The sequence below is a fragment of the Parasphingorhabdus sp. genome (assembly GCF_039968395.1).
Classification (GTDB): Bacteria; Pseudomonadota; Alphaproteobacteria; order Sphingomonadales; family Sphingomonadaceae; genus Parasphingorhabdus.
This window is the reverse complement of the sequence record NZ_JBDVPV010000005.1, coordinates 699,267-724,478: the sequence shown is the minus strand read 5'-3', so window position 1 is coordinate 724,478 and position 25,212 is coordinate 699,267. Positions and strand designations below refer to the sequence as shown.

Genomic DNA, 25,212 nt, shown 5'->3' with positions numbered 1-25,212 from the left:
GTTATTCGCTTGATTCTTCCGTGTCATCGGATGGCGTATCTTCAGCGGCAGAACCTTCGTCATCCGCTAGGCCATCTGCAGTTTCTTCAGCATCGACATCGGTCATTTCATCGCTGATCGTGCCATCGATTACGTCGACTTCATCCATCGTCGTTTCCGTGACATTATCTGTTTCCGGCAACTCTGCGTCGTCAGAGCATGACGTGAGAAGAAGAGCGGTCAAGGCGAAGGGAAGTACTGAAAATGTTCTCATGATTCGGCTTTCACTGATTTGCTTTGGAATGAGGAAGACTCTTATTCAATTGCTGCAAAAAAGGAAGGTGCTGATTTTTTGAGGGCAGCATCGAAATTCGACATCGAGGCAGTAATCCCGAGTTGCCTGAGGCTGGTGACAGGATATTCGCTGATACCGCAGGGAATAATTCCCGTGAAATGATCAAGGTCCGGATCAATATTTACCGAAAATCCGTGCATGGTCACCCATTTGCGGATCCGGATACCAATTGCGCCTATCTTGGCTTCCTGTCCGTCAGGGGTATCGCACCAGATGCCAACCCGACCTTCCACAGCCCGCGCGCTAACGCCAAACTCGGCAAGAGTCGCGATGATCCAGTTTTCCAAGGCATGGACGAAATTGCGAACGTCCGCTTGCCGGCGTTTGAGATCCAGAAGAATGTAACCCACTCGCTGGCCAGGTCCATGATAGGTATGACGCCCGCCGCGACCTGTTTCAAACACGGGAAACTCATTGCTCAGCAGTTCCGAAGGATCGGAACTTGTACCGGCAGTATAGAGAGGAGGATGTTCGAGCAGCCAGATCAGTTCAGGCTGTTCACCATTCTGGATGGCAATGTTTCTGGCTTCCTGGTCTTTCAAAGACTCGGGATAACCTATTTGATGTTCGCTTGTGCGCCACTCAATTCGGGACAGGTTGCTCATAAATTTTTCGTGCACTCTCTGCACGGTGGTGGCAAGGGTATAGAGCAGGAAAAATCATCTGGAAGCTGTTGCCATGAAATTGAACTATATGGATTGCTGGAATGGCGCGATAGCGATTTTGAGCGAGCATAAGGAAGCCATTCTGGCTATTGCCGGGGTGTTTCTGTTCCTTCCATCGGTTTTGCTGACACAATTTGTCGGTCAGCCAGATGTTGAAGGATTGACGGACAGTGCCGCGATTCAGGCGGCCAATGTCGCCTTTTTCAGTGAGAACTGGTTTTCATATGTGTTGATGCTGGTGGTCACCGCGATCGGCAGTCTCTCGATTTATACCCTGTTCAGTCCGTCCTTCAAGGGAACGGTGAGTGACGCTCTTGTTCGATCGCTTGGACTGTTGTTCTTTTTCATTGTCACGAACCTTGTCGTTGCCATTCTGATGGCTGTCGGATTTTTTCTGTTCATTATTCCAGGCCTCTATTTAATTGGAAGGCTGGCAGTCGTGCCCATGATCGTTGCGGATCAACAGCAGCGCAATCCCGTAAATGCGATCAAGGAAAGTTGGAAAAATACGAAAAATAATGGCTGGGCGATATTTCTGTTTCTGCTCATCATTTTATTGGTGGGAATGATTACACTGATTGTATTTAGTCTCGTTGCAGGCCTGATAATCACCTTGGTGTCCGGCGGCGAAGGTTTGCCTTTGCTTGAAAATATCGTGACCAATCTGATCGGAACCGGTTTTCAGATATTGATCCTTGCCGTGGTCGCTTCGCTTTACCGGCAGCTTACCCGGAAAGACGTGAATGTCAGCGAAGTTTTTAGCTGATAATCGGAATATGAGGTCCCGCGTTACGGGGCAAATGGCCTGAGAGCCGAGGGTCGGCCATGGTATCAAATTCTCTCTTGTAGGCACTGAATCCGGATTTCAGATAGAATGGAACTGCGCTGGGAGAATCCGCGGTGCACGTGTGCAACCACACTCTGCTGACATCCGGTTTCCAGGCCCGGCGCAGGGTTTCGCTCATCAACCAGCGGCCATAGCCTTTGCCGGCGAGCTCTGGGACCAAACCGAAAAAACCAATTTCACATTGTCCGGCTTGGCGGAAGTCCAGTTCCATTATGCCAACCCGGGATTCCTCGTCCATGACGGCATATAACTCTACAGCGTCGTGATGAATGATCTGGCACAAGGCTGCTTCATCCATCAGCAGACGGGATGTCCACATCCAGCGTTCGCCGACGGCACGAAAAAGATCGAGATATTCTGCAGGAACGGGTTTCTTCCAGCGCATGATTTCCAGCGGGCAATGTAATGATACCGGATCCCGGGGCTCATTCATTTCCAGATAGGTAATGATTGTCGGAATATGCCCATCTGGAATCTGCGCTACAGTCATGATCGCGGGTCTAGGTCCACTTCGCTTCCGGCGGAAGGCTCATCAGAATGGCATCCACATTGCCGCCGGTCTTCAATCCGAAAGTCGTCCCGCGATCATAGACCAGATTAAATTCTGCATATCGCCCTCGCCAGACAAGTTGCTGTTCTTTTTCCTCGGCAGTCCAAGACATGTTCATCCGTTTGCGCACGAGTTTTGGGAAAATATCGAGAAACGCGCGACCGACATCTTGAGTGAATGCGAAATTTTGCTGAAAATCTTCTTCAGAATCCAATTCCAGATGATCGAAGAAAATTCCTCCGACACCGCGATGAACCTTCCTGTGGGGAATGTAGAAATAGTCGTCGGCCCATTTTTTGTATTTTGGATAATATTCCGGATCATGGGCATCACATGCCTGTTTGAAACGCGTATGGAATTCTGATGTATCTTCTTCATATTCCAGAGGCGGGTTTAGATCAGCTCCGCCGCCAAACCACCTCTTTGTGGTACAAAGAAACCGCGTATTCATATGAACGGCGGGGACGTGGGGATTTTTCATATGGCCAACAAGGCTGATTCCGGTTGCAAAAAATTGAGGATCATCTCCGGCACCGTGGATCGATTTCGCAAACTCCTCGCTGAATTTTCCGTCGACAGTGGAGATATTGACTCCGACCTTTTCGAAGACTTGGCCTTTCATCAGTCCCTGCACACCGCCTCCACCGGGCGAACCGTCCGGGTTGCTCCGATCCCAGGGAATATAGTCAAAACTGGCATTGCTTCCGGCCTCTGATTCAATTTTTTCAAATTCGGCACAGATCGAATCGCGCAGTTCTGCAAACCACGATTGTGCTGTCAATTGTTGTGCGTCGAGTGTCGGTGATGTCATTCCGGAAATTGTCCTGTTTGTCTCAAGGCTTCGCCCAATGCCATGCCTGCAGAAACGGCAAGATTCAATGATCGCATGCCGTCCTTCATCCTTATGGTGATTCGTTCATCTGCACGTTGATGTACATCAACGGGAACCCCGCTGCTTTCAGAGCCGAACAGCAAGATATCGTTGTCGCAATAAGAGAATGTGTGGAACGGGTTTTCTGATTTGCTCGTCAGCAGCACAATTCTTGCCTTTTGTGAATCAACAAATTCGAGAAACGCAGACCAATCAACGTGACGTACAAATTCAACATGTTCGAAATAGTCCATTCCGGCACGTTTTAAACTTCGGTCACTGAACGGAAAACCACAAGGTTCGATGATGTCGACTGACACATCCATACATGCACAAGTCCTTAAAATTGTTCCTAAATTTCCTGCGATGTCGGGTTGGTAAAGGGCCACTCTCATGATGGACATAGCTTGTCGCAGTTTATAATGTGTGGTCAATCAAAAATTGACTGTTGGCAAACCATGGTTTGGACGGCTATCAGGCGCGCAAATTACTGCTCGTTCGCAGCACCGATTCAAAACTCATTGAGCGTTGCTACCTGATCTGGCAGATGGGGACTGAAACAAACTAGAGGCGCGTTTGCATGGCAGCGGTTGATACTGGGGTTGAAACATTGGATTCTGCAGGTTCTGATGAAGGTGACGATGGTGTACGCCGTCGCGATTTCATCAATATCGCTGCGGTTAGTTTTGCAGGGGCAGGGGCCGTCGCTACGGTATTCCCGCTCGTAAATCAGATGAACCCGAGCGCCGACGTGCTGGCTCTGGCATCTGTCGAAGTGGATATCTCCGCAATCGAAACCGGCCAGTCAATCAAGACCAGCTGGCGCAAGCAGCCCGTTTTCATTCGAAATCTGACTGCAGCCGAAATTGAAGAGGCTAACAGTGTCAGTGCAGATGACTTGCGCGATCCTGAAACCCTCGCTGACCGCACAACATCAGGCAAAGAAAACTGGCTGATCACCCTGGGGGTTTGTACCCACCTTGGTTGTGTTCCGCTGGGTGCGGCTCAAGGTGAAGTCAAAGGCGAGTATGGCGGGTATTTCTGTCCTTGCCATGGATCACACTACGATACTGCAGCACGTATTCGCAAAGGCCCGGCACCGACCAACCTCGAGGTGCCAGAGCATGAATTCCTATCAGACACTGTCGTGAAAATCGGCTAAGGGGCAGAAGAAAATGAGCTTTCCTTGGGCAAACCAATATACACCTACAACCGCTTTCGGGCAGTGGATGGATGAAAAACTGCCAATTGGTCGTTTGATGTACAACAGCGTCGGAGCAGGATATCCAACTCCGCGTAATTTGAATTATATGTGGAACTTTGGTTCCCTGGCCGGCGTTTTTCTGGTTGTTCAGATCGTTACAGGTATCATTCTGGCGATGCACTATGCAGCCAATGCCGATATCGCGTTTGATTCGGTCGAACATATCATGCGCGACGTCAACAGTGGCTGGATGATCCGCTACGCTCATGCCAACGGGGCGAGCTTCTTCTTTATTGCGCTATATCTCCATATTGGCCGCGGGCTTTTCTACGGTTCATACAAAGCACCACGTGAAATGATCTGGTTGTTGGGTGTTGTTATCTATTTGCTCGCCATGGCTACCGGTTTTCTGGGTTATGTGCTGCCGTGGGGACAAATGAGCTTTTGGGGTGCAAAAGTGATTACCGGGTTGTTTGAAGCAATTCCGCTGGTCGGCAAGCCCATTCAGGAACTGCTGCTCGGCGGTTTCGCTCCGGACAATGCGGCACTGAACCGCTTCTTCTCCCTCCACTATTTGCTGCCCTTTGTGATGGTCGGTGTGATCATCATGCACATCTGGGCTCTGCATATTCCGGGTTCGAATAATCCTACGGGCGTGGACGTAAAGGGACCTCAGGACACGGTTCCATTCCATCCTTTCTATACGGCGAAAGATGGTTGGACGATCGGTTTCTTCCTGATCCTGTTTACGGCGATGATGTTCTTCCTGCCCAATGCATTGGGTCACGCAGATAACTATATCCCCGCCAATCCGCTTTCAACGCCAGCTCATATCGTTCCGGAATGGTATTTCTGGCCCTGGTATGCGATCCTGCGCGCCTTCACGTTTGACTTCCTGTTCATTCCAGCGAAGCTGCTGGGTGTTGGCGCCATGTTCTCGGCGATCCTGGTCTGGTTCTTCCTGCCCTGGCTCGACACCAGCCCTGTGCGTTCCGGACATTATCGTCCCAAAATGCGGATGGCCTTCTACATTCTGCTGTTTTTCACTGCTGTTCTTTTCTATTGCGGTGGTGCTCCGGCAGAAGAACCGTTCGTGATGATAAGCCAAGTCGCATCAGCTTATTATTTTGCATATTTCCTCATCATTTTGCCGTTGCTTTCGCGGATTGAGAAACCGGAACCACTTCCGAATTCAATCACCGAATCTGTCACCGGCAAGCCTCTTGAAAAAGCCAGCTAAGAATTAGGGACCTGAAGCAATGGTAAGATTTTTCGGAATTCTAGTGGGCCTGTTCTTTTCTGGCTGGCTGCTTGTATCTTTTGTGATGGGCGCGATCGCCTATATCAGTGAACCGCCTGTAAAGTCGGTCGAGTATGAATATCATCTGGCGCCCAAAGATGTGTCATTCACAAGCGATGGGCCGCTGGGCAAATTTGATAGGCAGCAGCTTCAACGCGGTTTTCAAGTTTACAAGGAAGTCTGCGCAGCATGCCATTCACTCCGTCTGGTTGCGTTCCGCAATCTCGCAGAGCTTGGCTATACTGAAGCGGAAGTGAAAGCCATTGCTGCGACCTGGCCGATTGAAACGCCATCGATCGATCCGGCAACCGGTGAAGCTACGACCCGGCCTTCATTGGCTGCAGACAAATTTCCCAAGCCTTTTCCCAATGATGTTGCCGCTGCTGCCGCAAACAACAATGCAGTTCCGCCTGATCTTTCTTTGATCACCAAGGCTCGGACCGGCGGCGCGCCATATATTTATTCATTGTTGACTGGCTATGTGACCGATCCGGCCGAACTGGCAAAGCTTCCACCTGAAGCGGCTCCAGGACCTGGGCTGAACCACAATCCTTATTTCGCCAATTTGAACCTGGCGATGACTCCTCCGATTATCGGTGACGATCAGGTGAGCTATTCCGATGGTACTAAAGCTACTGTCGATCAGATGTCGAAAGACGTATCCGCGTTCCTGATCTGGACTGCAGAACCGACGTTGGAAAAACGTCATCAAACAGGTTGGGCCGTTCTGGCATTCCTGTTGATTGCAACGCTACTTGGATATCTGTCCTACCGGAACATCTGGGCAGATGTGAAAGCGGAAAAGAAGAAAAAGGACTGATTTCCATTTTTCTGGAATATTTGAAAGACCCGCCGCTGGCGGGTCTTTTTATATCTGGCTAGTGCGAAAGAACTGTTGAAACCGCGTTTTGCCAACCCGCCAAACGGGCCTGCCGCGTTTCGGTGTCGAGAGCCGGTTTGCAGGTCGTAAAGCCGGAAATCATCTGGGCGGCATCTTCCAGAGTTTTATATTCACCACACCCTATAGCGGCCAGCATGGCAGCTCCCAGGGCGGTGGTTTCAAAAAATTCCGGCTTTTCCACCGTGATATTCAACATGTCGGCGAGATCCTGCACCATCCAGTCATTCGCAACCATTCCGCCATCGATCCTGAGGCTCTCCCAATCTGCTCCGTCAGCGGAAAATGCAGTTTTCAAATCATGACACTGATAGGCCATGGCTTCGAGTGCTGCGCGCACAATATGGGCTTTCGTTGCTGCAAAGCTGAGCCCGGTAATGGCTGCAGTTGCGTCTGCCTTCCAGTGTGGGGCACCCAGCCCGGATAACGCAGGAACAACATATACTCCGGCATTGTCGACCACAGAACGGGCGAGCTCTTCGCTTTCACCTGCAAATTTGATCAAACCGATATCATCCCGCAGCCATTGCATCAGGCTTCCGGCAACAAAAACTGAGCCCTCCAGCGCGTAAGTCCGTTTGCCGTTCAGCTGGAACAGCACTGTCGACAAGAGCCGATTGCTGGATCGCGGGATCATCGTTCCGCTGTTGGTCAAAATGAATGCACCGGTGCCAAAGGTTGCCTTTGTGTTTCCTTTTTCAAAACAGGCCTGTCCGATCGTCGCGGATTGCTGATCGCCTGCGGAACCGCAAATCGCGATCGCGCTTCCAAACAGATCAGGTGAGGTCGTGCCCAAATCTCCCGCACAATCGACAATATCAGGCAATGACTTCCTAGGAATATCAAACAGCGCGAGAAGATCATCATCCCAATCGAGATTGTCGAGGGGCATCAACAGCGTGCGACTCGCATTGCTTGCGTCGGTGATATGTTTTCCGCCGGTCAGGCGATAGATCAGATAGGATTCGATTGTGCCGAATGCGAGATTGTCTCCGGCAGCCGAAACTTCCGGGCAATTCTGCAGCATCCATGCAATTTTACTGCCGGAAAAATAGGGATCGAGAAGCAGACCGGTCTTTTCCTGAATTTCATTTTCAAGGCCTCGTTTTTTCAAATCATCGCACATGCTTGCCGTGCGCCGGTCCTGCCAGACAATGGCCTTGCAGAGCGGCGCGCCCGTGCGTTTGTCCCAGGCAACAACAGTTTCCCTCTGATTTGTGATGCCTATGGCCTTGATTTTGTCTGCGCCGCCTGCCTGTTCAACCATCTTCTGACAGCATCTCAAAGTTTTGGTCCAGATTTCTTCGGCGTCATGTTCGACCAGGCCGGGGGCAGGGTAATATTGCTGAAGCTCCTCCTGCTGAGAGCCATGCAACTTGCCATCCACCCCAAATAACATGGCACGGGTTGAAGTGGTTCCCTCGTCGATCACCAAGATTTGTCCGATGGCCATATATCTACTCCTGTGGTCCGCATTCAGGCTAGTTTGCCGGGTCAAAAAGGCAAGCGAAAGCAGGTGCTTCGAGAAATATTGCACTGCAACATTGAACATCCCGAAAGAAGCTATATGACAGCCATTATGTATGATCTGGCAATAATTGGCGGCGGCATAAACGGTGTCGGAATAGCACGTGATGCAGCGGGCCGCGGACTGAATGTGCTTTTGGTGGAACGTGATGATCTGGCGTCGCATACGTCATCCGCCAGCACCAAGCTGGTGCACGGTGGCCTTCGCTACCTCGAGCACTATGAATTCAGCCTGGTTCGCAAAGCTCTGCAGGAGCGTGAAGTTCTGCTCCGCGCGGCACCACATATTATCTGGCCAATGCGATTTGTTCTTCCCGTTGATGAAGGCATGCGACCGGCCTGGTTTCTGCGCCTGGGATTGTTTCTGTATGATAATCTTGGATCACGGTCTTTGCTGCCGGGAACCAAGAGTATCAATCTGCACAATGATTCTCGTGGAAAAACGCTTCAGAAGCGGTTGAAGAAGGCCTTCGCCTATTCAGACTGCTGGGTGGAAGACGCAAGACTTGTCTCCCTGACCGCGCGCGACGCTGTGGAACGAGGAGCAGATATTCGGACACGGACAGAATGTACCGGTCTGGAACGCGAAGGCGACTGCTGGACACTGACGCTGCAATCGGGCGAGCAAGTGCGTGAAGAGCAGGCGAAGGTATTGATCAATGCGGCAGGGCCATGGGTTGATCCGGTGACTGCACTTTATGATCAGAGCAGCAACGCGGCGAAGCTGCGCCTCGTCAAAGGCAGTCATATCGTTATCGCGCGCAAGTTTGAAGGCGACCACAGCTACATCTTCCAGAACAAGGATGGGCGGATTATCTTCGCTATTCCCTATGAAGGCAAACACACCTTGATCGGAACCACGGACCAGCCCTGGAGCTATGATGAAGGGCCAGCCGAGATCAGTGATAGCGAGACAGATTATCTGTGCGCCGCAGCCAGTGAATATTTTAGTGAACCTGTGGTCCGCGATGATATATTATGGACCTATTCCGGCGTTCGACCTTTGTTTGACGATCACAGTCAGTCTGCGTCGACGGTCACGCGTGATTATGTGTTTGACTATAACGACATTGGCGGGGCACCCGTTCTGTCTGTTTTCGGCGGAAAAATCACAACATATCGCGTGCTCGCACGGCAGGCGATGAAAACGTTGAAATCAGCTTTGCACATCGAAACAGACGATTGGACAAAAGGCGCGTCGCTTCCCGGTGGAGATTTCGCACCGGATGAGTTTGACGAGCTGGTCAAGAATTATCGGGCGCAATGGCCGTTTGTTTCCGAGGCAATGATGATCAGACTGGTTCGGGCCTATGGAACGGATGCCAGAAAAATACTGGGCGAGGCCCAAACGGAACAGGATCTCGGACAGAATTTTGGCGCCGGTTTGTTTGAGGCGGAAATCCTGTGGCTTGTTCAACATGAATTCGCGGTGGCGGCAGATGACGTGCTGTGGCGACGATCGAAACTGGGGCTGCATATGACTGAATCAGAAAAAGCCGCATTGGCCAGCTGGTTTGTTGACAGAAACGCGCGATCAGAACGATCCGAGACGGTTTCCTGATTGACGTGCGCCATTGTCGGTGGCAATAGCGGCGCTGCTTCCGATGGAGGCGCATCTTCAGGAAGATGGGCGGGTGTAGCTCAATGGTAGAGCAGAAGCCTTCCAAGCTTACGACGAGGGTTCGATTCCCTTCACCCGCTCCAATCCCCTGAAATTTTTCGCGAACCGATGAAGTTGTGCCCTTGTGGACTGTATATGGTCGCGAAGTTGTGCGGTGTAACCATGGCAGAAGGCCTTGGGATCCAAATTTGCAATGACGGCTTTATCCCGAAAGCGGACATTAGAAAACAGCCGGAAGCCCAAATTCGAACGGTACCGCACTGAAACATCGGAACCTGATGATCGCTTGCCAGTTGTTTGTGTATTTGTTACGCAAAATCATGCGAAATGAATGATTCAGAAATAGATTAACCCACCGGATCAACTCACTGGCGCAATTTATGGCGCTAGAGTTTCGGTGATCTACAGACGCTTCGACGCTCGTCGATTATTTCTGGTGCTCAGCATGTTCTTCAAAAATAAATCTCGTTCACTTACGCCAGAAATGCGCGTAAGCTTCTTCTACTTTATTCAAGCTATGAGCGTTGGCGTAGTGAATGCCTTCGCTGGAATATGGCTAAACTCGATAGGCATAACTCCCGGCCAAACCGGTATTATATTCGCTGCACCGGTGGCGCTAATTCTCATTGTTGGAGCATATGTTGGCCGCTTGGCTGACCGAGCAACTGACTGGCGAACAGTGATTGTACGCGGAGCCATCATTTCAGCGTTACTGCCAGTCCTGCTTGTTGCTGCTCAAGGCTTCTGGAGTGTTCTCATTATCTGGACGTTGGCGGTCACATCGCAAATGGCATTATTGCCGGTTACCGATGCCGCGGCTCTTCGGATGAGCCGCCGAAGGGGAAATGATTTTGGTCTGTATTATGCGTGGAAAACTGTCGGCTATCTTTTAGTGGTCATCCTATCGGGCTTGTTGTTGTCCGAATACGGCGTTCGGGCATTTTTACCGCTATTTATAGGTTTTTCGATTTTGCGGGGCACTGCTGCTCTCGGGCTCCCAAAGTTTAGAGCGTCCATTTCAGAAACTGTATCTCCAAAAATACGGCAACCTAGCTTCAACATTCGACAAACGTGGTTCGTTTTACCTTTGGTCGCCTGGTCATTGGTACATTGTACGCATTTTTTGTTGAGCGGGTTTGTCGGACTATTCTGGCATCAGCAAGGCTTGTCTGAATTTTCGATAGGTGTTCTGGTTGGTGTAAGCGCTTTGGCTGAAACACTAATGTTTCTTGGGTTCAAACAATTTGCACGCCGTTTTTCTGCGCGTCTGCTGATCTTCGTATCTTGTTTGGTTGCGGTGTTTCGATGGACGCTTCTTTCACTGGAACCTGGATTTGAGGCACTTGTTGTTGCCCAAATCTTGCATGCTTTCACTTATGCACTCGGCTTTCTAGCGTGCACAAATTTTATCGCTGATTGGACAGATGAAGAGATTGCGGCAGAAGCTCAGAGTTTCTTCGTTGTGTTACAATCGGCGATAGCGATTTGTGCGTTAACAAGTTTTGGGTGGTTATCGCAAATGTTCCGAGCTCAAGCCTTTTTGGGAAGCGCCGGCCTCGCTCTTTTGGGGTCCTTACTGGTATTGATGTCCATTGTATTGAGCAATTCCCGCGATTGACCTCACCTACAAGTTCTAATATCCGCTTTTGCGCCCAAAGCGGACATTGGCAGCTGTTCGTTTGATAGCGACTGTTGTGTGTCAGATCTTCAGAAACGCGAATTCGGAGAGATAACCTAGCTCCAAGCCATAGGTCTATATCGGCCAGTGAACGCTAAGCCAGTTGTCTAGGGTATCGGCTACTTTGAGCCATTGCTCATTGCCCCACATTGCCATGGCGGTGCATTGATAGAAGAATAAAATGCCGCACCCGGTAAAGGTGGCTGGAGATATTCTCCCCAATTGCTTCCAGTCGTAGACAAAAAGCGGGATCAAGATCGCGTCAAGATATATATATTGCGCGTAGATAAAGGTCTCATCGTCCGCCATTCCCGGCAGGAAAGTTATCCGGCTGGCCGCTGCTTCGATGAGGAAAAACGTAAGCAGCAGCATATAGCGCATATGCTTTTCTGGAGAACGCCTCCGTTCCCGGTAACCAAGCCAAAAGAATAGTGGTACCAAAACGAACGTCCACAACTGCAGGAAAAAGATGCTATCCAGACGCGCTTCTATCGGCTGTGGTAAGTCTTCCAGAAAGTTGGCAATGGAAAGCGTAACGCCGGAAGCCATGATCATTAGGAACAATATGAGGGATGCTGTCCCGAAATGTTTGTGCAGCCGTCTCGGTCCAACGCTGGCGAGCACAGCCTGTGCTATAAACAACCCCAGCCAGCCAAACATAATGCCAGCATGAACAAAAACGGCGAACGGAAATTCAAAATTTCCATCCAAGAGCGGCAAGAGAAAAGATGGACCGAACCCCGCTACCGCTATCGCCAGGAACAACACGCCCATGATTGCAAAGAACAGGTAAGATCTTCTTGAACGCAATGAATTTCCCTCCGATCAATCCATGCGGGTGATGGCATTCGCCTCGGTCGAAGCCAACTTACCATCTCGGACAACGCATTGTCCAATAGGTTGCTCGTGCCACAGTCGCCACGGAACTGTTCGAAAGTGAGGTGACCGCCTCCTATTGCTGAATCTCCCCTGTTGCGCCCTCAGCCGACATCGGCAAAACTAAAGACACCGCACGACGATCTTGCAATTACATGAACAACCCGCGTCACCTGTTACAAATTGCGACAATTAACTTCTATTCTGACAAATTTGCGGGACATATGGGTCCTAGAACATGATTCATGGTGATTGAACACGATCACTTCCCCTTAAGTACCAAGGATGAGAAACATGAAAAAGACAGTATTATTTTCCAGTGCAGCAGCCCTTCTTCTGGTCAGCGGCGCAGCAATTGCTGCTGGCGGTGGCCACGGAATGATGCGGGCAGATACGAATGGTGACGGTCAATTGACCCGCGCCGAAGTTACCGCCGCTGCCGACAAGCGGTTCGCTAAAATGGATGCGAATAACGATGGCCAGCTTTCCAAAGCTGATCGTGCTGCCCGCAAGGCAGCGCGCTTTGCAAAAATGGATGCCAATGGCGATGGTGAAGTATCACAGCAAGAGATGGAACAGGCCCGTGCTGAACGCAAGGCGGCCCGGTTTGCACGTGCCGATGCTGATGGCAATGGCACTTTGAGCCAGGAAGAAATGCAGAGCATGCGTGGAAAACGCGGTGGCAAGGGTATGCGCGGCAAACGCGGCGGCAAAGGCGGTCGCGGCATGATGAGACGTGCGGATACCAATGGTGATCAGATGATCAGCAAGGCCGAATTCACGGCTGCGGCCATGGCGCGCTTTGACAAGGCCGATGCAAATGGCGACGGTGTTGTGACCAAAGCGGAGCGCAAGGCAGCCCGCGATGCGCGCAAGGCCAATCGGAACAAGAGAGGCGGTTAATCCCTGAACCACTCTTTTTGAGCGAACGGGTCGTCGGTTTATCCCCTCCCTTTAATGGACCGACGATCCGTTCCTTTTTTTTCAACCTGTGATAGGCAGAACGCATGTCTGATGAAGCGCACATTTTGCTGGTTGATGACGAAGCATCGCTTCGTGAGCCTTTGGCTCAATATCTCTCGAAACAGGGCTTTCGGGTTCAGCAAGCCGCAGATGCAAGCGCTGCCCGGTCATTATTGAATGCCTTTGAATTCAACATCGTCTTGTCCGATATCATGATGCCCGGAGAAGATGGATTGAGTTTTTGCCGATATGTACGCGAGCGAACCGACATTCCGGTCATATTTATCAGTGCCAAAACGGAAGAAACCGAACGCATCATCGGCCTCGAGCTAGGAGCAGATGACTATATCAGCAAGCCGTTTAGCCCGCGTGAACTGGTTGCGCGCATCAAGGTTGTGCTCCGCCGGGTACAGGGCAATGGATCGAAAGTCTCAACCGATGCAGGCGCCGTGTTTCAGTTTAGTGGCTGGACCTTCAAGACGGACCAGCGCAACCTGATCGATGAAGCGGGAGCAAGTGTCCCGCTGTCCAGCGGTGAATATCTGCTGCTGCTCGCCTTGCTGTCAAGGGCAGGGCAGGTGCTGAACCGGGATCAACTGCTCGATATCACCCAGGGTCGCGAAGCGCACGCCTTTGACCGCGCGGTCGACAATCAGATCAGCCGTTTGCGGCGCAAGATTGAAGCAGATCCGAAAAACCCGGAAATCATCAAAACAGTCTGGGGTGGCGGTTATGTTCTGGCCGGAACGGTCCGGACCTTATGAAACGGCTGATGCCCAAAAGCCTTGTTGGCCAGCTGCTGTTGCTTGTTGCATTCACGTTGCTGATTGCGCAGTCGGTCAACATATTCCTTCTCTACCGAGGTGCACAGGATCAGAGGTTGTTTGGCGCATCTGTTGCAGCTGCGGCGCGCATTGCCGGCGAACTGGAGCGGATGGACAATGCCCGGTATGAAGAACGAAGAACGCGCCGCGAAAACCGGCGACGGAACAGAGGGGCTTTGCCGCTGGTATCGGACGGTCCGCCGGTTCTGCCGGAAGCCATCCGATTACCACGGATTGAAGAACGCGCTGTTCTTGCATTCCAGAATCTTGGTGCCGACGTGAAATCAATTCGGGCGATGCAGACTTTGCGAATTCCCGAAGCACTGACACGCAGCGTGATCGGAGACCGGCGCGGCCGCAGCCTTGCATCCGAAATTGGCAGGCCGATGGGGCGGGAGCGGAAACCCCCTTCAATCAGCGGATATGTGGTGCTCTCCGTCGAGCTGTCTGATGGGCGCTGGATCAGCATTGCATCCGCTTTGAGAGATAATAATCCGCGCGTGCTGCGGTCGTTGCTTGTCCAGACCGTGGTGCTGTATCTGATCTTGCTGATTCCGCTGATCTGGATCGGAAAATATATCTCGCGTCCATTAAGGGAACTGACCGGTGTTGCCGATAATTTTCAACCCGGCCGCCGCGACCGCGTTGAGGAGAGTGGTCCGCCCGATACTCGCCGGTTGATTGTGGCGTTTAACAAAATGAATGATCGTGTTGGATCGATGCTTGATGAGAAAGATGTGATGCTGGGCGCAATCGGGCATGATTTGCGGACTCCGCTGGCGGCCCTGCGTGTTCGGGTAGAAACGGTAGATGATGATGCCGAGCGCGAACGCATGATCGCGGTTATCGAGGATATGGACCGGACGCTTGATGATATTCTCTCACTAGCGCGTCTGGGCAGGTCCGGAGAATCCAGCGAAGCTACCGATATTCGCGCGTTGATTGAAACAGTGGTCGACGAATTTGTGGATCAGGGACTTCCGGCGACCTATGTCCGTGGTGACCGAAATATTGTAAATGTGCGCGCTGTATTGCTCCGCCGGGCGCTGCGTAACCTGATCGGCAACGCGATAAAATACGGCGAAAATGCATCCATATCTGTGGATAAAACCGAGGATAATTTGTGTATCAATGTGGATGATACGGGGCCTGGTATCCCCGAACAGGAAATCCCGTCCATGTTTGAGCCATTTGTTCGCGCTGAACACTCCCGCAACAAATCTACAGGTGGGTCCGGGCTTGGACTGACACTCGCGCGCGCCATTGCAAGAGATCATGGCGGTGACGTAACTATGCAAAACAGGCCTGAAGGCGGATTGCGCGCAAAGCTCATTCTTCCTGACATACAGGCAGGGGATTGAGGCTGGCTTTCAGTTTGATCTAGCTGCCGCTCGAAACAATCTTTCGCCAGAGCCGATAGCCCTTGTAGACCAGGAACATGCAAAGCAGGAGCAGGACTGTGGCGATCCCCAGTGCCACCACCGGGTTCGCAAAGGCAAGTATCAAGAGTCCTCCGGTCGCGATATCTTCGCCGGTTGACACAACCGCGTTGCTGACCGGTTCCGGGCTGGTGTTGACGATGGCGCGGGCACCGGCCTTGGCCCCATGGCTCATCAACGCTGCCCCGCCACCCAACAGAAAAGTGATCACCTGCCATGACGGATCACTCGCATCAACAACTGCCAGCGCCAGCAATGCTCCGCCCAACGGCCGAATGACGGTATGAATGGTGTCCCAGACACTATCGAGCCAGAGGACCTTGTCGGCAAAAAATTCTGCCAATGCGCCAATAGCGCTAATGCCAAGCACCCACGGATTTGCGAGCGCATCCAGCATTTGCAGATTTTCCGGCAGGTTGATCCACTGCAATTTCATCGCCAGTCCGGTGACGAAAACCGTCAGGTACAAGCGCCAGCCCGATAACAAGCTTACGCTTCCCGCAAGTCCAAGCAGTTCTACAATTCCCATGCACCAGAACTGGCATGAAAGGTTCCGGAACGCAAATCTGAAGATATGGTTTTGATGAACATAGGCGATGAAACCTTTGCAAAGACTGCATTTGCTCTTCATATAAAGTTATGACCGAAAAAACTGATCATCTCAAAGCTCCGGAAACTGATGCGCTGACCGGAAAGCCGATGCCGAAACCCATTCCTGCATCGACGCTGATTATTTTTCGTGACCAGGCAGATGGCGTCGCTCCGGATCTTCTGATGGTCGAACGATCATCCAAAATGGCATTTGCCGCCGGAGCCGCCGTATTTCCGGGCGGGCGCATAGATGATGCAGATTTTGATTATGCGCGGACATTGGGACATGACGATGCCGATGAATTTGGTGCGCGTATTGCGGCGATCAGAGAATCCATTGAAGAAACGGGAATAGCCGTTGCGGTAGATGGCGATCTTGCCGCTAAGCGCGTTATTGAAGCACGTGCCGCGCTGCATGACGGAACGATCTTGTCGGACATCTGCAATCAAATGGACTGGCATCTCGAACTGGATAAACTTGTCCCATTCACGCGCTGGTGTCCGCCGTTTGCAGAAAAAAGAGTGTTTGATACCCGCTTCTACATGATTTCGCATGATGATCACGGTGCGGAAGCCACGGTTGATGAAACTGAAAATTACAATCTGTTCTGGGGCAGCGCCCAAACCGTTTTGGAACGTGCTGACGCCGGAAAAGTCAAAATCATTTTCCCGACAAAGCGCAATCTGGAACGGCTCGCACAGTTTCAGTCTTTCGACGAAGCGACTCAACATGCTGCGAAATACCCGGTGACCATGGTTTCCCCGACACTGGAAAAGCGCGGAGAGACAATGCACCTGTGTATCCCGGAGGGAATTGGATATCCGGTGACTTCGGAAGCCATGGATGCCGTACAACGCGGTTTCAGCAAATAGAGAGAACGAAAAGTTGGCGCGCCCGACAGGAGTCGAACCTGTGGCCTCAAGATTAGAAGTCTCGCGCTCTATCCAGCTGAGCTACGGGCGCGCGCCAGAAATCCTTTGTCACCGAGCTTGATAAGCGTCAACCTCGATATGATCTCGACACGGTTGTTTTGTCAAAATGCGGGCAAATTTCGATGCAAATAATTCCAAAAAAGATCTCGCGCCCTTTTTAACCTATACAAAAGAAATTTTTCCAACCGCAGGGGCCGCTATGGGCGCAAAAGCGGACACTAGAAAAGTAGAAGCTGTCGGTCGGCTATCACTCCAATTGCAGACATTCCTGCTAGGTTGCCAACTACCTCGATAGCTATCATAATGTTGAGATGCGAATTCAGACGCTTTTTGAGGGACTAAAGTACGTGTTAAACGTATATCTTGCCCGTTACTATAAGGGTCGCAGCCGACGGTACGAAAAGGCAAGAGTGTGTTTGGATATAGCACTCTCGTTAGAGGACGAACCGCCCCATGATCTCATGGCTTTTGATGCGAGTTTGATGACTCAGGAAGGCCGACATGAAGAAGCCCGGGACCGTTATACAGAATGCTTAGCTGTATTGCCCGAGCTATTGAGTCCAAACGAGACCTATGTTTCGCTTTTCTGCAAGCTTCAACTGGCGATCTACGACAACAATCGCTATTACAAGGAGCTTGAGGAATTGCGGGAGAAAGCATCCAATCTTGATGTTGGCGGAGCGTCCAAATATTTGCTACCACTCGCTTCGAAATCAAAGCTTTTAGAAATTTGCGGCCACCGGGTGCCTTCGGATCAAACGTTCAAATTAAAGGACCGCCAAACAAGAGCCTCTCGCGTTTACTACAGGGCTAGGTTCTAGGTCAGTAGGCCACTTGTCGTCATCAACAACCGCTAATCCTAGTGTCCACTTTCGGGATATAGCGGACACTTCGCTGACGTTTGCTATCGATGCAAAACAGGGTACTTCTGATTTATGAACAAGTTTCCTGATTGGCTAATGCGAGTAGTGAAGGGGTATGGATTGCTCTATTTGCTTTTATTCATTTGGGTAACAGTTCTTGCGATTGACGCAGGCTGCCTCATCTGCACAGATCCCCAATCGCCCATAACGTCAGATGAGTATTGGACTTACTTCTCCGAACCCACGGTTTTCATCCTCTACTTGGCACTACTTTGGCCTATTCCGGTGCTAGGCTTTTACTTCGTCAAAATGCGGTTTTCCGGGAAACGTGACGATGACTAAAGTAGCGATCGATGTTCGTTGGAACTATTATCGGCACAAAAATGATCTCATTGTGATCGAACGGAGAGCATAAGTTCCAAAAATTGGTCAGGGACGAATGGACGGCGTGTATGGCATGAGCACCTACACCGTTGAAGAACTGGATGAAATCGCGGATGAATATCTGGGCAGACTAGATGACCCCATGAATACGGATGATCCGAAGTGGATCAGAAGGCGAGAAAAGCGTATTCGAAAGCTCGCACGGCAAAAAGAGTAAGCCGTAGAGCATAAGCTAAACCAAAGGCGCTAATGTCCGCTTTCGGGATATCGCGGTCATACCGCTAGTGTACGTTATGGGCGCAAAAGCGGACAAGAATAATTTGGAAAAGCCAAAACGATCCGGACGTTTGCTCCTCGCAAGACCCGTCTATCAAATGCTCACGGGGAACAGATTGTTAGATCGGGGGCTGGCAAGCGGCCCCGTATCATGTAAATCACCTCAAAATTCTCGCTAATCAGGATATCCCTATGCGCTTTAACGTCTCATTTCTTCTAGCACCGTTTCTGTTCCTCCTCGCCGGCTGCGGTGGTCTGGTCTCGCAGGACACGGCTAAACAGGGTGAAATCGCGCCGATTCTGACAAGTGAAGAAGCGTTTGATGATCAGACTTTTGCGAAGCCGCAAGAGGCACGCGTGACACATATCGACATGGATCTGGCGTTGGATTTCGATGAGAAGACTATCGGGGGAACGGCCACTCTAGATGTGCTGGCGGCGGATCTGGCAAGCGAGATTATACTCGACTCCAATGGCCTTCGCGTCTCTGCGGTCACCGATGAGGCAGGCAATGCACTGAAGTTTGATCTTGGAGAGACTGTCGAAGGCAAGGGCGAACCCTTTACCATCCAGCTTCCGGCACAGAAGCTGGAGCGAGGCGCCGAACTGGCAGAGGGCGAATTTGCCGCAACACACCGGATCGTGGTCGAATATATGTCTGCTCCCCAAGCCGAGGCCTTGCAGTGGTTAAGTCCGGAGCAGACAGCTGGCGGCACGCATCCTTTCGTCTTCAGCCAAGGGCAGGCGATCAATAACCGTGCCTGGATTCCCACCCAGGACAGCCCTGGAATCCGTCAGACATGGCAAGCGGTCATCTCGGCACCCGAGCCGTTGAATGTCGTCATGAGCGGTGTGATTCAGGGCGATCCCGAACCAGAGGGCGAGAACCGTCATAACTTTCGCTTCGTGATGAACAATCCGGTCCCTCCCTATTTGATCGCTATTGCAGCGGGCAACATCCAGTTTAGCGAGCTTGGCCCGCGTTCAGGTGTATGGGCAGAGCCCGAAGTCATCGAAGCTGCCGCGCAAGAAGTGGGCGATACAGAAGAGATGATCGACGCCGGTATTGCATTGTTCGGTGACTATCGCTGGGGCCGCTATGACATGATCATCCTGCCGCCAGCCTTTCCCTATGGCGGTATGGAAAACCCCGTGATGACCTTTCTCACACCGACGTTCATTGCAGGTGATCGCTCTAACAACGGGTTGGTTGCTCATGAATTGGCACATAGCTGGTCCGGAAATTTGACCACCTATTCGAGCTGGCGCGATGGATGGTTGAACGAGGGGGTCACATCCTATTTCGAAAACCGTATCGTTGAGGAAGTCTATGGCAAAGAACGCGCCGAGCAGGAATATGCACTCAGCTATGCCGGCCTGGTCGACGGTATCCAGGAAGTCGGCTCAGACAGTCCCGTCACAGCCATGCGCACACCGGATGCAACAAGCCCATTCGATACGAAGGGATTCGCGATTTACGACAAAGGGACAGTATTCCTGCGCACAGTGGAGAATATCATCGGCCGCAAAAAGTTTGATACCTGGCTGACCCAATGGTTTGACAGTCACGCATTCGAGCCAGTGACATCCGAAATGTTCCTGGCTGATCTGCGCAAGAAGCTGATCGGTGACGATGCTGAACTGGAAAAACGATTGATGCTGGACGCATGGGTCTATGGCACCGGCCTGCCGGAAAACGCCTGGAAGCCTGACAGCAAGGCTTTTGCCGAAGTAGACAGCGCGGTTGCAGCTTATGCGAATGTGGGAACGTTGCCCGATATCGAGGTCTGGCGTGACTGGACGGCGGCAGAGCAGCGACGTTTCCTTGAGGAACTCCCTCAGGACTTGTCCAACGAGCAACTGGCAGCACTAAACGCGACCCTGGAGCTTTCGCAAACTGGCAACAATGAAGTGTTGTTTTTGTGGCTGGAGGTGGCGCTACGCAATGAATACGGCCCGGCCGTTCAGCAGGCTGAACGCTTTTTGGCGAAAGTGGGGCGCAACAAGTTCGTCAGCCCCTTGTTCACAGCACTCAACGAAACTGAGTGGGGCAAGCCGATCGCTCAGCGTATCTATGCTGAAACACGGAGCAGCTATCACGCCTATACGCGTGGCAATGTAGACAAGACACTTCTATTCAAGACATCTGCGGGAACCGCGCTGTCAGACTGACTGCAAATTGTCTCTCATTGGCCTTGATATTTCACCTGACGCTGAGACTTTGGGAAAAATGTATAAGGTTCAACTCCAGCAGCAGTCGACCGATAAAATGGGGCAATTTGTATTTGATGTTTCAGTTGATGTGAGAGTTACAGGCCAATCGGAAAAAGGCCTTTCGCTCGAAGTGCAAACCGTTTCATCATTCGAGTTAATTGATCACAAAGAGGCGTGCGAGATTTTTGAGAGTTATTCGGGGCAAGACCACTGCAAACCGCGAAGTGACGAATAGCATATAATGTTGATAATATATGCGAACGCTCTAGTCTTCGTGTGATGAGCAATGAACCCGTCAAACGCACCACAGCCGCCAGTCAGACTGGCCATCAATTCCGCTATTTCGATTTTATCATGGCGGCGTTCGTCACGGTTTTGCTGCTGTCCAATATCATTGGAGCGGCCAAACCAACTTTCATCACGATAAGCGGCGAACAATGGATCTACGGTGCGGGAATCCTGTTTTTCCCGCTGGGCTATGTGATTGGCGACATATTGACGGAAGTATATGGCTATGCCCGCGCCAGGCGAGTGATCTGGGCCGGTTTTGCGGCGATGCTGTTCATGGCTTTCATGAGTTGGGTCGTCGTCTCGCTGCCGCCTGCTGATGGCTGGGAAGGGCAGGCCGCCTATGAAAGCGTATTTGGTCAGGTGCCCCGTATTGTGGCCGCTTCGATCGTTGCATTTTGGGCAGGCGAGTTTGTGAACAGCTATGTCATGGCCCGGATGAAGGTCTGGACCCAGGGCAAGATGTTGTGGTCGCGAACGATTGGTTCAACCGTGGTAGGGCAGGGTGTCGACAGCTTGATCTTTTATCCACTCGCCTTTTGGGGTGTATGGGAAACTTCCGCTGTGTTGACAGTAATGGCCACAAACTGGCTGCTGAAAGTCTTGTGGGAAGCAGTTCTCACACCGGTAACCTATGCGGTTGTCGGTTGGCTCAAAAAGCGTGAGGGCGTCGATATCTATGACGAAAAGACAAACTTCACGCCATTTAGCACCTCGACATAGCTGGAATTCGGATCAGGATCGTCTGATCAGGACAGTATGCCGTCTTTCTCGAATTTTCGGGCGAACAAGATAAATGCCAGCGCAAAAACCGGAATGAGGATCGGCATTGTCCAGCCTTGCGAACTGATAAATTCGAGATAGCCATCCAGTATGAAATAGCTGCTGATCTGAACGAGCACAGCCACAAATGACAGGATGAAGATCCGAACAGTAATCCGTTTTCGCATAAGCATGGTGATCGCGCCGGCAAAACCGGCAAAAACCGCAATTGCAAAAGCTGCGGTTGCCCAGAATGGTTGCGAAATCAGCAGGTTTCGCTGAAGCTCAGGCAGTGCGGCAAAATCTTCTGCGCTCATCAGCATCTGTTGAAAATAGGCTCCTACGCCGAGTCCATTCCAGATCAGGGCGATAATCGCCAGTGCCCAGAACCACATGGGTGCTTTTGTCGAGTTTTCCATATTGCCTCCCCCAAAGTCATTGTCGATCACGGTGTTTTGCACCGTGATCAGGATAGTTTCAAGAGAACTCCCAATTTGATCGGTTTGTTGAATATCTAAAATGAATTTAATCTGTTTTATAGATTAGAAGGTTTCGCCTAGCAGCCTCGCATCAAATGGATGGAGTTAAATAATGATCGGTAGAAATATTCCTCAAGTCACTTTGCGTACCCGTGTTCGTGACGAAAATGTTGAAGGTCCAAACCCTTTCCGCTGGCAGGATGTGGATACACAGGAACTGTTCAACGGAAAGCGGATCGCGGTTTTCTCGCTGCCCGGAGCTTTCACCCCTACATGTTCCAACGAACAGTGCCCGGCGTTCGAACGGCTTTTCGACGACTTCAAGGCCAGAGGCGTGGACGAAGTCTATTGCATCTCGGTCAATGACGCGTTCGTCATGTACCAATGGGGCAAGTCGCTCAATCTCGACAACGTAAAGCTACTGCCCGACGGTTCTGGTGATTTCACGCGGCGGATGGGCATGCTCATCAAGAAAAACCATCTCGGCTTTGGAGATCGCAGCTGGCGCTATGCGATGATTGCCGATGATGGGGTGATCAATGCATGGTTTGAAGAACCTGGTATCAACGACGATGGCGTTGACAATGATCCCTATGGGGAAACCGCACCTGAAAATCTGCTGGCGTGGCTGGATGTAAATGGAGCTATCCAAAAAGCTGCATAAATCTCTCACAATAATCCCCCTGGAAACCGCGAGCGAAAATTTCGTTCGCGGTTTCTACGCTTTGCGATAGACAGAGCGGATGAAGGAATTGAACAAGCCGATTATCATGACGGCTGTGATGGGGAAGGCTGATTTTGCGTGGGCAGATCGCATGCGTCGCCGCCATTTTCCAGTCGAACGCAATGTGATTGCGGCGCATGTTACCCTGTTCCATCACTTGCCGCCGCAGGCTTTCTCGGAGATCCGGGAGGCTGTCAAAGAATTGTGCAGGGAACACCGCCCGCCGGATGCGCATTTACGAGGCCTCCTACATCTCGGCCGCGGGGTCGCCTATCAGATCGAGTCACCTCAATTACTGGCAATGCGCATGAACCTTGCCGAAATGTTTCATGGCTTGCTTGTCGCACAAGATCAGCAGACCCCTCGTTTGCATGTAACGGTACAAAACAAGGTAACCCCGAAAGAAGCAAAGAGCCTGCTGCAAAGCTTATCTGCAGAATTCGAACCGCGACCGTTTGAAATTACGGGCCTGGGCTTGCACTACTATATGGATGGACCCTGGCAGGAAATCGGCGAATGGACGTTCCGGGGCCGCTAAACCCTGGCGTTAGACCAGACCAACTTCCTTGATCGGTATTTCCGGATTCGCGAGTTCTTTACGATCGAGCTCCAGTCCCTCAACGACAGCCTTGCGTCCCTGCACATAGTCTTTGGTGCTGTTGACACAGTCGAGAGCGATAACCTTGTCATCTTTGAAATACACCACCGAAAACTGGCGGTTCTCGGGATCTCCCCTGACGACGCAATCATCAAATCCGGCCGAAATCCCGACCGTTTGAAGCTTCAGGTCATACTGGTTCGACCAAAACCACGGAACGGCATTATATTCGCATTCCTCGCCCATGATATCGAGAGCGGCAACCTTGGCCTGATCGTTGGCATTCTGGACAGACTCAACGCGGATAAGTGCTCCTCCGGCAAACGGATTGCTATGTAGTGCGCAGTCGCCAATGGCGTAGACATTTTCAAGACTGGTGCGACAATGCTGATCCACGTCGACGCCGTTGCCTCCGGCTGCGCCTGCAGCCACCAGAGGGCCGGTTTCCGGGATAATACCGATACCGATGATGAACATGTCTCCAGCCAGCATGCGGCCATCAGTCAATTTGGCAGCTGTCGCCATTCCTTCATCATTGGTCTCGAACGATTCGACCATGGCCTCCAGTTCAATCGTTACACCCTGTGCACGATGCTCGTTTTCGTAGAAACGGGATAGCGTTTCCCCCGCCACTCGGGAAAGCACGCGGTCGAGTGTTTCCACTATTGTCACTTTTTTGTTCAATTTTGTGAGGACAGCTGCCGCTTCCAGCCCGATATATCCGCCTCCGACGACAATGACGTTTTCAGTGGTGGGCAGGGCGGCCATGATCTTGTCCACATCGGCACGCGAGCGAACGGCATGAATGTTCCGAGCCTGATTGCCGGGACAATCCAGCATGCGGGGAGACCCGCCGGTTGCCCAGATCAATTTTCCAAATCCGACCTCTTCATCGGATGTCAGCGTGACCTGCTGACCCATCGGATCGACTTTCGCCACTCTGTGTCCGGTTAGCAGTTCGATATCACGTTCACCCCAGAAGCTTTCCGGGCGGAGCATGATGCGTTCAAACGGCTTGTCTCCGGCGAGATATTCCTTGGATAGCGGGGGCCGTTCATAGGGCGCGTATTTTTCGTTACCCATCAGTCCTATCGTACCGGTAAATTTCTGTTGCCGCAGCGCAATGGCGGCCTGTGCACCGGCATGGCCGGCTCCGACGATCAATATGTCGTAATGCTTGTTCATTTCACGCCCCTTTGCACCAAATCTGGCGCGGGCTAGAGCGTTAGCGCGGAAGATGGTCTCGTTGCAAGCTTAAGCAGAAAATCAGCGGCAACTTGTTGACCGATCAAGACGCTATGACTATAGCGCCGCGATCCATGAAATTTTGAAGCATCATGCATTGCTTCCGGATATTGTGGCGGAGTAGCTCAGGTGGTTAGAGCAGTGGAATCATAATCCATGTGTCGGGGGTTCGAGTCCCTCCTCCGCTACCAGAAAATAATGTATCGATCCTGGCCCAGGTCGTTTCAACCGCTGGTCCGATATAAGTCCAAAATACAC

Annotated in this window: 26 protein-coding genes and 3 tRNA genes; 18 read left to right on the top strand and 11 right to left on the bottom strand. The window is 51.5% G+C overall.

The window, feature by feature from the left end:
• Window position 1: 1 nt before the first annotated feature.
• Both ABJI30_RS14190 and lipB read right to left on the bottom strand, forming a co-directional pair.
• A complete protein-coding gene (locus ABJI30_RS14190) occupies window positions 2-253 on the bottom strand; it encodes a hypothetical protein (RefSeq protein ID WP_348017341.1) in 252 nt (83 codons plus the stop codon).
• A gap of 41 nt (window positions 254-294) precedes the next feature.
• Entirely contained in the window at window positions 295-939 is a 645-nt protein-coding gene (gene lipB, locus ABJI30_RS14185) for a lipoyl(octanoyl) transferase LipB (protein ID WP_348017340.1), read from the bottom strand.
• Between the two features lie 73 nt (window positions 940-1,012).
• On the opposite strand from lipB, the gene ABJI30_RS14180 reads away from it, so the two are divergent.
• Window positions 1,013-1,765, top strand: a complete 753-nt coding sequence (locus ABJI30_RS14180) for a hypothetical protein (RefSeq protein ID WP_348017339.1) — start codon at window positions 1,013-1,015, stop codon at window positions 1,763-1,765.
• On the opposite strand, the gene ABJI30_RS14175 is transcribed toward ABJI30_RS14180, so the two are convergent.
• The 3 genes from ABJI30_RS14175 to ABJI30_RS14165 are packed head-to-tail and all read right to left on the bottom strand — an operon-like array spanning window position 1,758 to window position 3,662.
• Window positions 1,758-2,336 carry a GNAT family N-acetyltransferase gene (locus tag ABJI30_RS14175; protein WP_348017338.1) on the bottom strand — a complete coding sequence of 193 codons (579 nt, stop codon included), beginning with the start codon at window positions 2,334-2,336 and terminating at the stop codon, window positions 1,758-1,760. The two genes, ABJI30_RS14180 and ABJI30_RS14175, sit on opposite strands and share 8 nt — an antisense overlap.
• 10 nt (window positions 2,337-2,346) lie before the next feature.
• Window positions 2,347-3,207, bottom strand: a complete 861-nt coding sequence (hemF, locus tag ABJI30_RS14170) for an oxygen-dependent coproporphyrinogen oxidase (protein ID WP_348017337.1) — start codon at window positions 3,205-3,207, stop codon at window positions 2,347-2,349.
• Complete coding sequence (locus tag ABJI30_RS14165; protein ID WP_348017830.1) at window positions 3,204-3,662, bottom strand: tRNA (cytidine(34)-2'-O)-methyltransferase; 459 nt, start codon at window positions 3,660-3,662, stop codon at window positions 3,204-3,206. The genes hemF and ABJI30_RS14165 overlap by 4 nt, the downstream gene beginning before the upstream one ends.
• 185 nt (window positions 3,663-3,847) lie before the next feature.
• On the opposite strand from ABJI30_RS14165, the gene petA reads away from it, so the two are divergent.
• From petA to ABJI30_RS14150, 3 genes are read left to right on the top strand one after another with little or no spacing between them, the layout of a single operon-like run.
• Window positions 3,848-4,429 carry a ubiquinol-cytochrome c reductase iron-sulfur subunit gene (petA, locus tag ABJI30_RS14160; protein ID WP_348017336.1) on the top strand — a complete coding sequence of 194 codons (582 nt, stop codon included), beginning with the start codon at window positions 3,848-3,850 and terminating at the stop codon, window positions 4,427-4,429.
• Between the two features lie 13 nt (window positions 4,430-4,442).
• Window positions 4,443-5,711, top strand: coding sequence for a cytochrome b N-terminal domain-containing protein (locus tag ABJI30_RS14155; protein WP_348017335.1), 1,269 nt, complete (start codon window positions 4,443-4,445; stop codon window positions 5,709-5,711).
• A 19-nt stretch (window positions 5,712-5,730) separates the two neighbouring features.
• On the top strand, window positions 5,731-6,591 hold the full coding sequence (locus ABJI30_RS14150; protein WP_348017334.1) for a cytochrome c1: 861 nt from the start codon (window positions 5,731-5,733) through the stop codon (window positions 6,589-6,591).
• 58 nt (window positions 6,592-6,649) lie between these two features.
• Here ABJI30_RS14150 and glpK read toward each other — a convergent pair whose 3' ends face one another.
• A complete protein-coding gene (gene glpK / locus ABJI30_RS14145) occupies window positions 6,650-8,122 on the bottom strand; it encodes a glycerol kinase GlpK (protein ID WP_348017333.1) in 1,473 nt (490 codons plus the stop codon).
• 114 nt (window positions 8,123-8,236) lie between these two features.
• Here glpK and glpD point away from each other — a divergent pair, with 114 nt between their 5' ends.
• The 3 genes from glpD to ABJI30_RS14130 all read left to right on the top strand — a co-directional run bounded on the left by glpD (window position 8,237) and on the right by ABJI30_RS14130 (window position 11,435).
• Entirely contained in the window at window positions 8,237-9,757 is a 1,521-nt protein-coding gene (glpD, locus tag ABJI30_RS14140) for a glycerol-3-phosphate dehydrogenase (protein WP_348017332.1), read from the top strand.
• Window positions 9,758-9,826: 69 nt separating this feature from the next.
• Window positions 9,827-9,900: transfer RNA gene (locus ABJI30_RS14135), tRNA-Gly, on the top strand.
• A gap of 362 nt (window positions 9,901-10,262) precedes the next feature.
• Window positions 10,263-11,435, top strand: a complete 1,173-nt coding sequence (locus tag ABJI30_RS14130; RefSeq protein ID WP_348017331.1) for an MFS transporter — start codon at window positions 10,263-10,265, stop codon at window positions 11,433-11,435.
• A 135-nt stretch (window positions 11,436-11,570) separates the two neighbouring features.
• Here ABJI30_RS14130 and ABJI30_RS14125 read toward each other — a convergent pair whose 3' ends face one another.
• Window positions 11,571-12,305 (bottom strand): hypothetical protein, encoded by a 735-nt coding sequence (locus ABJI30_RS14125; RefSeq protein ID WP_348025453.1) that lies wholly within the window; start codon window positions 12,303-12,305, stop codon window positions 11,571-11,573.
• 360 nt (window positions 12,306-12,665) lie between these two features.
• Between ABJI30_RS14125 and ABJI30_RS14120 the strand changes: the two genes are divergently transcribed.
• From ABJI30_RS14120 to ABJI30_RS14110, 3 genes are all read left to right on the top strand, one after another.
• The gene (locus ABJI30_RS14120) at window positions 12,666-13,274 is read left to right on the top strand and encodes a hypothetical protein (RefSeq protein ID WP_348017329.1); all 609 of its coding nucleotides are present in this window, start codon (window positions 12,666-12,668) and stop codon (window positions 13,272-13,274) included.
• Window positions 13,275-13,378: 104 nt separating this feature from the next.
• Window positions 13,379-14,098: a response regulator gene (locus tag ABJI30_RS14115; protein WP_348017328.1), complete on the top strand. Its 720-nt coding sequence runs from the start codon at window positions 13,379-13,381 to the stop codon at window positions 14,096-14,098.
• An 8-nt stretch (window positions 14,099-14,106) separates the two neighbouring features.
• Complete coding sequence (locus tag ABJI30_RS14110; RefSeq protein WP_348025452.1) at window positions 14,107-15,519, top strand: HAMP domain-containing sensor histidine kinase; 1,413 nt, start codon at window positions 14,107-14,109, stop codon at window positions 15,517-15,519.
• A 19-nt stretch (window positions 15,520-15,538) separates the two neighbouring features.
• Here ABJI30_RS14110 and ABJI30_RS14105 read toward each other — a convergent pair whose 3' ends face one another.
• Window positions 15,539-16,126, bottom strand: a complete 588-nt coding sequence (locus ABJI30_RS14105; RefSeq protein ID WP_348017326.1) for a DUF4126 domain-containing protein — start codon at window positions 16,124-16,126, stop codon at window positions 15,539-15,541.
• A gap of 110 nt (window positions 16,127-16,236) precedes the next feature.
• On the opposite strand from ABJI30_RS14105, the gene ABJI30_RS14100 reads away from it, so the two are divergent.
• Window positions 16,237-17,061, top strand: coding sequence for an NUDIX domain-containing protein (locus ABJI30_RS14100; protein WP_348017325.1), 825 nt, complete (start codon window positions 16,237-16,239; stop codon window positions 17,059-17,061).
• A 14-nt stretch (window positions 17,062-17,075) separates the two neighbouring features.
• Here the strand turns inward: ABJI30_RS14100 and ABJI30_RS14095 are convergent.
• Window positions 17,076-17,152, bottom strand: a tRNA-Arg gene (locus tag ABJI30_RS14095).
• Between the two features lie 385 nt (window positions 17,153-17,537).
• Here ABJI30_RS14095 and ABJI30_RS14090 point away from each other — a divergent pair.
• The 4 genes from ABJI30_RS14090 to ABJI30_RS14075 all read left to right on the top strand — a co-directional run bounded on the left by ABJI30_RS14090 (window position 17,538) and on the right by ABJI30_RS14075 (window position 21,869).
• Window positions 17,538-17,942, top strand: coding sequence for a hypothetical protein (locus ABJI30_RS14090; RefSeq protein ID WP_348025451.1), 405 nt, complete (start codon window positions 17,538-17,540; stop codon window positions 17,940-17,942).
• Between the two features lie 499 nt (window positions 17,943-18,441).
• The gene (locus ABJI30_RS14085; protein WP_348025450.1) at window positions 18,442-18,585 is read left to right on the top strand and encodes a hypothetical protein; all 144 of its coding nucleotides are present in this window, start codon (window positions 18,442-18,444) and stop codon (window positions 18,583-18,585) included.
• Window positions 18,586-18,836: 251 nt separating this feature from the next.
• Window positions 18,837-20,816, top strand: coding sequence for a M1 family metallopeptidase (locus tag ABJI30_RS14080; protein WP_348017322.1), 1,980 nt, complete (start codon window positions 18,837-18,839; stop codon window positions 20,814-20,816).
• Between the two features lie 321 nt (window positions 20,817-21,137).
• Window positions 21,138-21,869 (top strand): queuosine precursor transporter, encoded by a 732-nt coding sequence (locus ABJI30_RS14075; RefSeq protein WP_348017320.1) that lies wholly within the window; start codon window positions 21,138-21,140, stop codon window positions 21,867-21,869.
• A gap of 26 nt (window positions 21,870-21,895) precedes the next feature.
• Here the strand turns inward: ABJI30_RS14075 and ABJI30_RS14070 are convergent, their stop codons facing one another.
• The gene (locus tag ABJI30_RS14070) at window positions 21,896-22,327 is read right to left on the bottom strand and encodes a hypothetical protein (RefSeq protein WP_348017319.1); all 432 of its coding nucleotides are present in this window, start codon (window positions 22,325-22,327) and stop codon (window positions 21,896-21,898) included.
• 172 nt (window positions 22,328-22,499) lie between these two features.
• Between ABJI30_RS14070 and ABJI30_RS14065 the strand changes: the two genes are divergently transcribed.
• Window positions 22,500-23,051 (top strand): peroxiredoxin, encoded by a 552-nt coding sequence (locus ABJI30_RS14065; protein WP_348017318.1) that lies wholly within the window; start codon window positions 22,500-22,502, stop codon window positions 23,049-23,051.
• 79 nt (window positions 23,052-23,130) lie between these two features.
• The gene (locus tag ABJI30_RS14060) at window positions 23,131-23,649 is read left to right on the top strand and encodes a 2'-5' RNA ligase family protein (protein ID WP_348017317.1); all 519 of its coding nucleotides are present in this window, start codon (window positions 23,131-23,133) and stop codon (window positions 23,647-23,649) included.
• A gap of 9 nt (window positions 23,650-23,658) precedes the next feature.
• On the opposite strand, the gene ABJI30_RS14055 is transcribed toward ABJI30_RS14060, so the two are convergent.
• Window positions 23,659-24,894 (bottom strand): FAD-dependent oxidoreductase, encoded by a 1,236-nt coding sequence (locus ABJI30_RS14055; RefSeq protein WP_348017316.1) that lies wholly within the window; start codon window positions 24,892-24,894, stop codon window positions 23,659-23,661.
• Between the two features lie 174 nt (window positions 24,895-25,068).
• Here ABJI30_RS14055 and ABJI30_RS14050 point away from each other — a divergent pair.
• Window positions 25,069-25,145, top strand: a tRNA-Met gene (locus ABJI30_RS14050).
• Window positions 25,146-25,212: the final 67 nt, after the last annotated feature.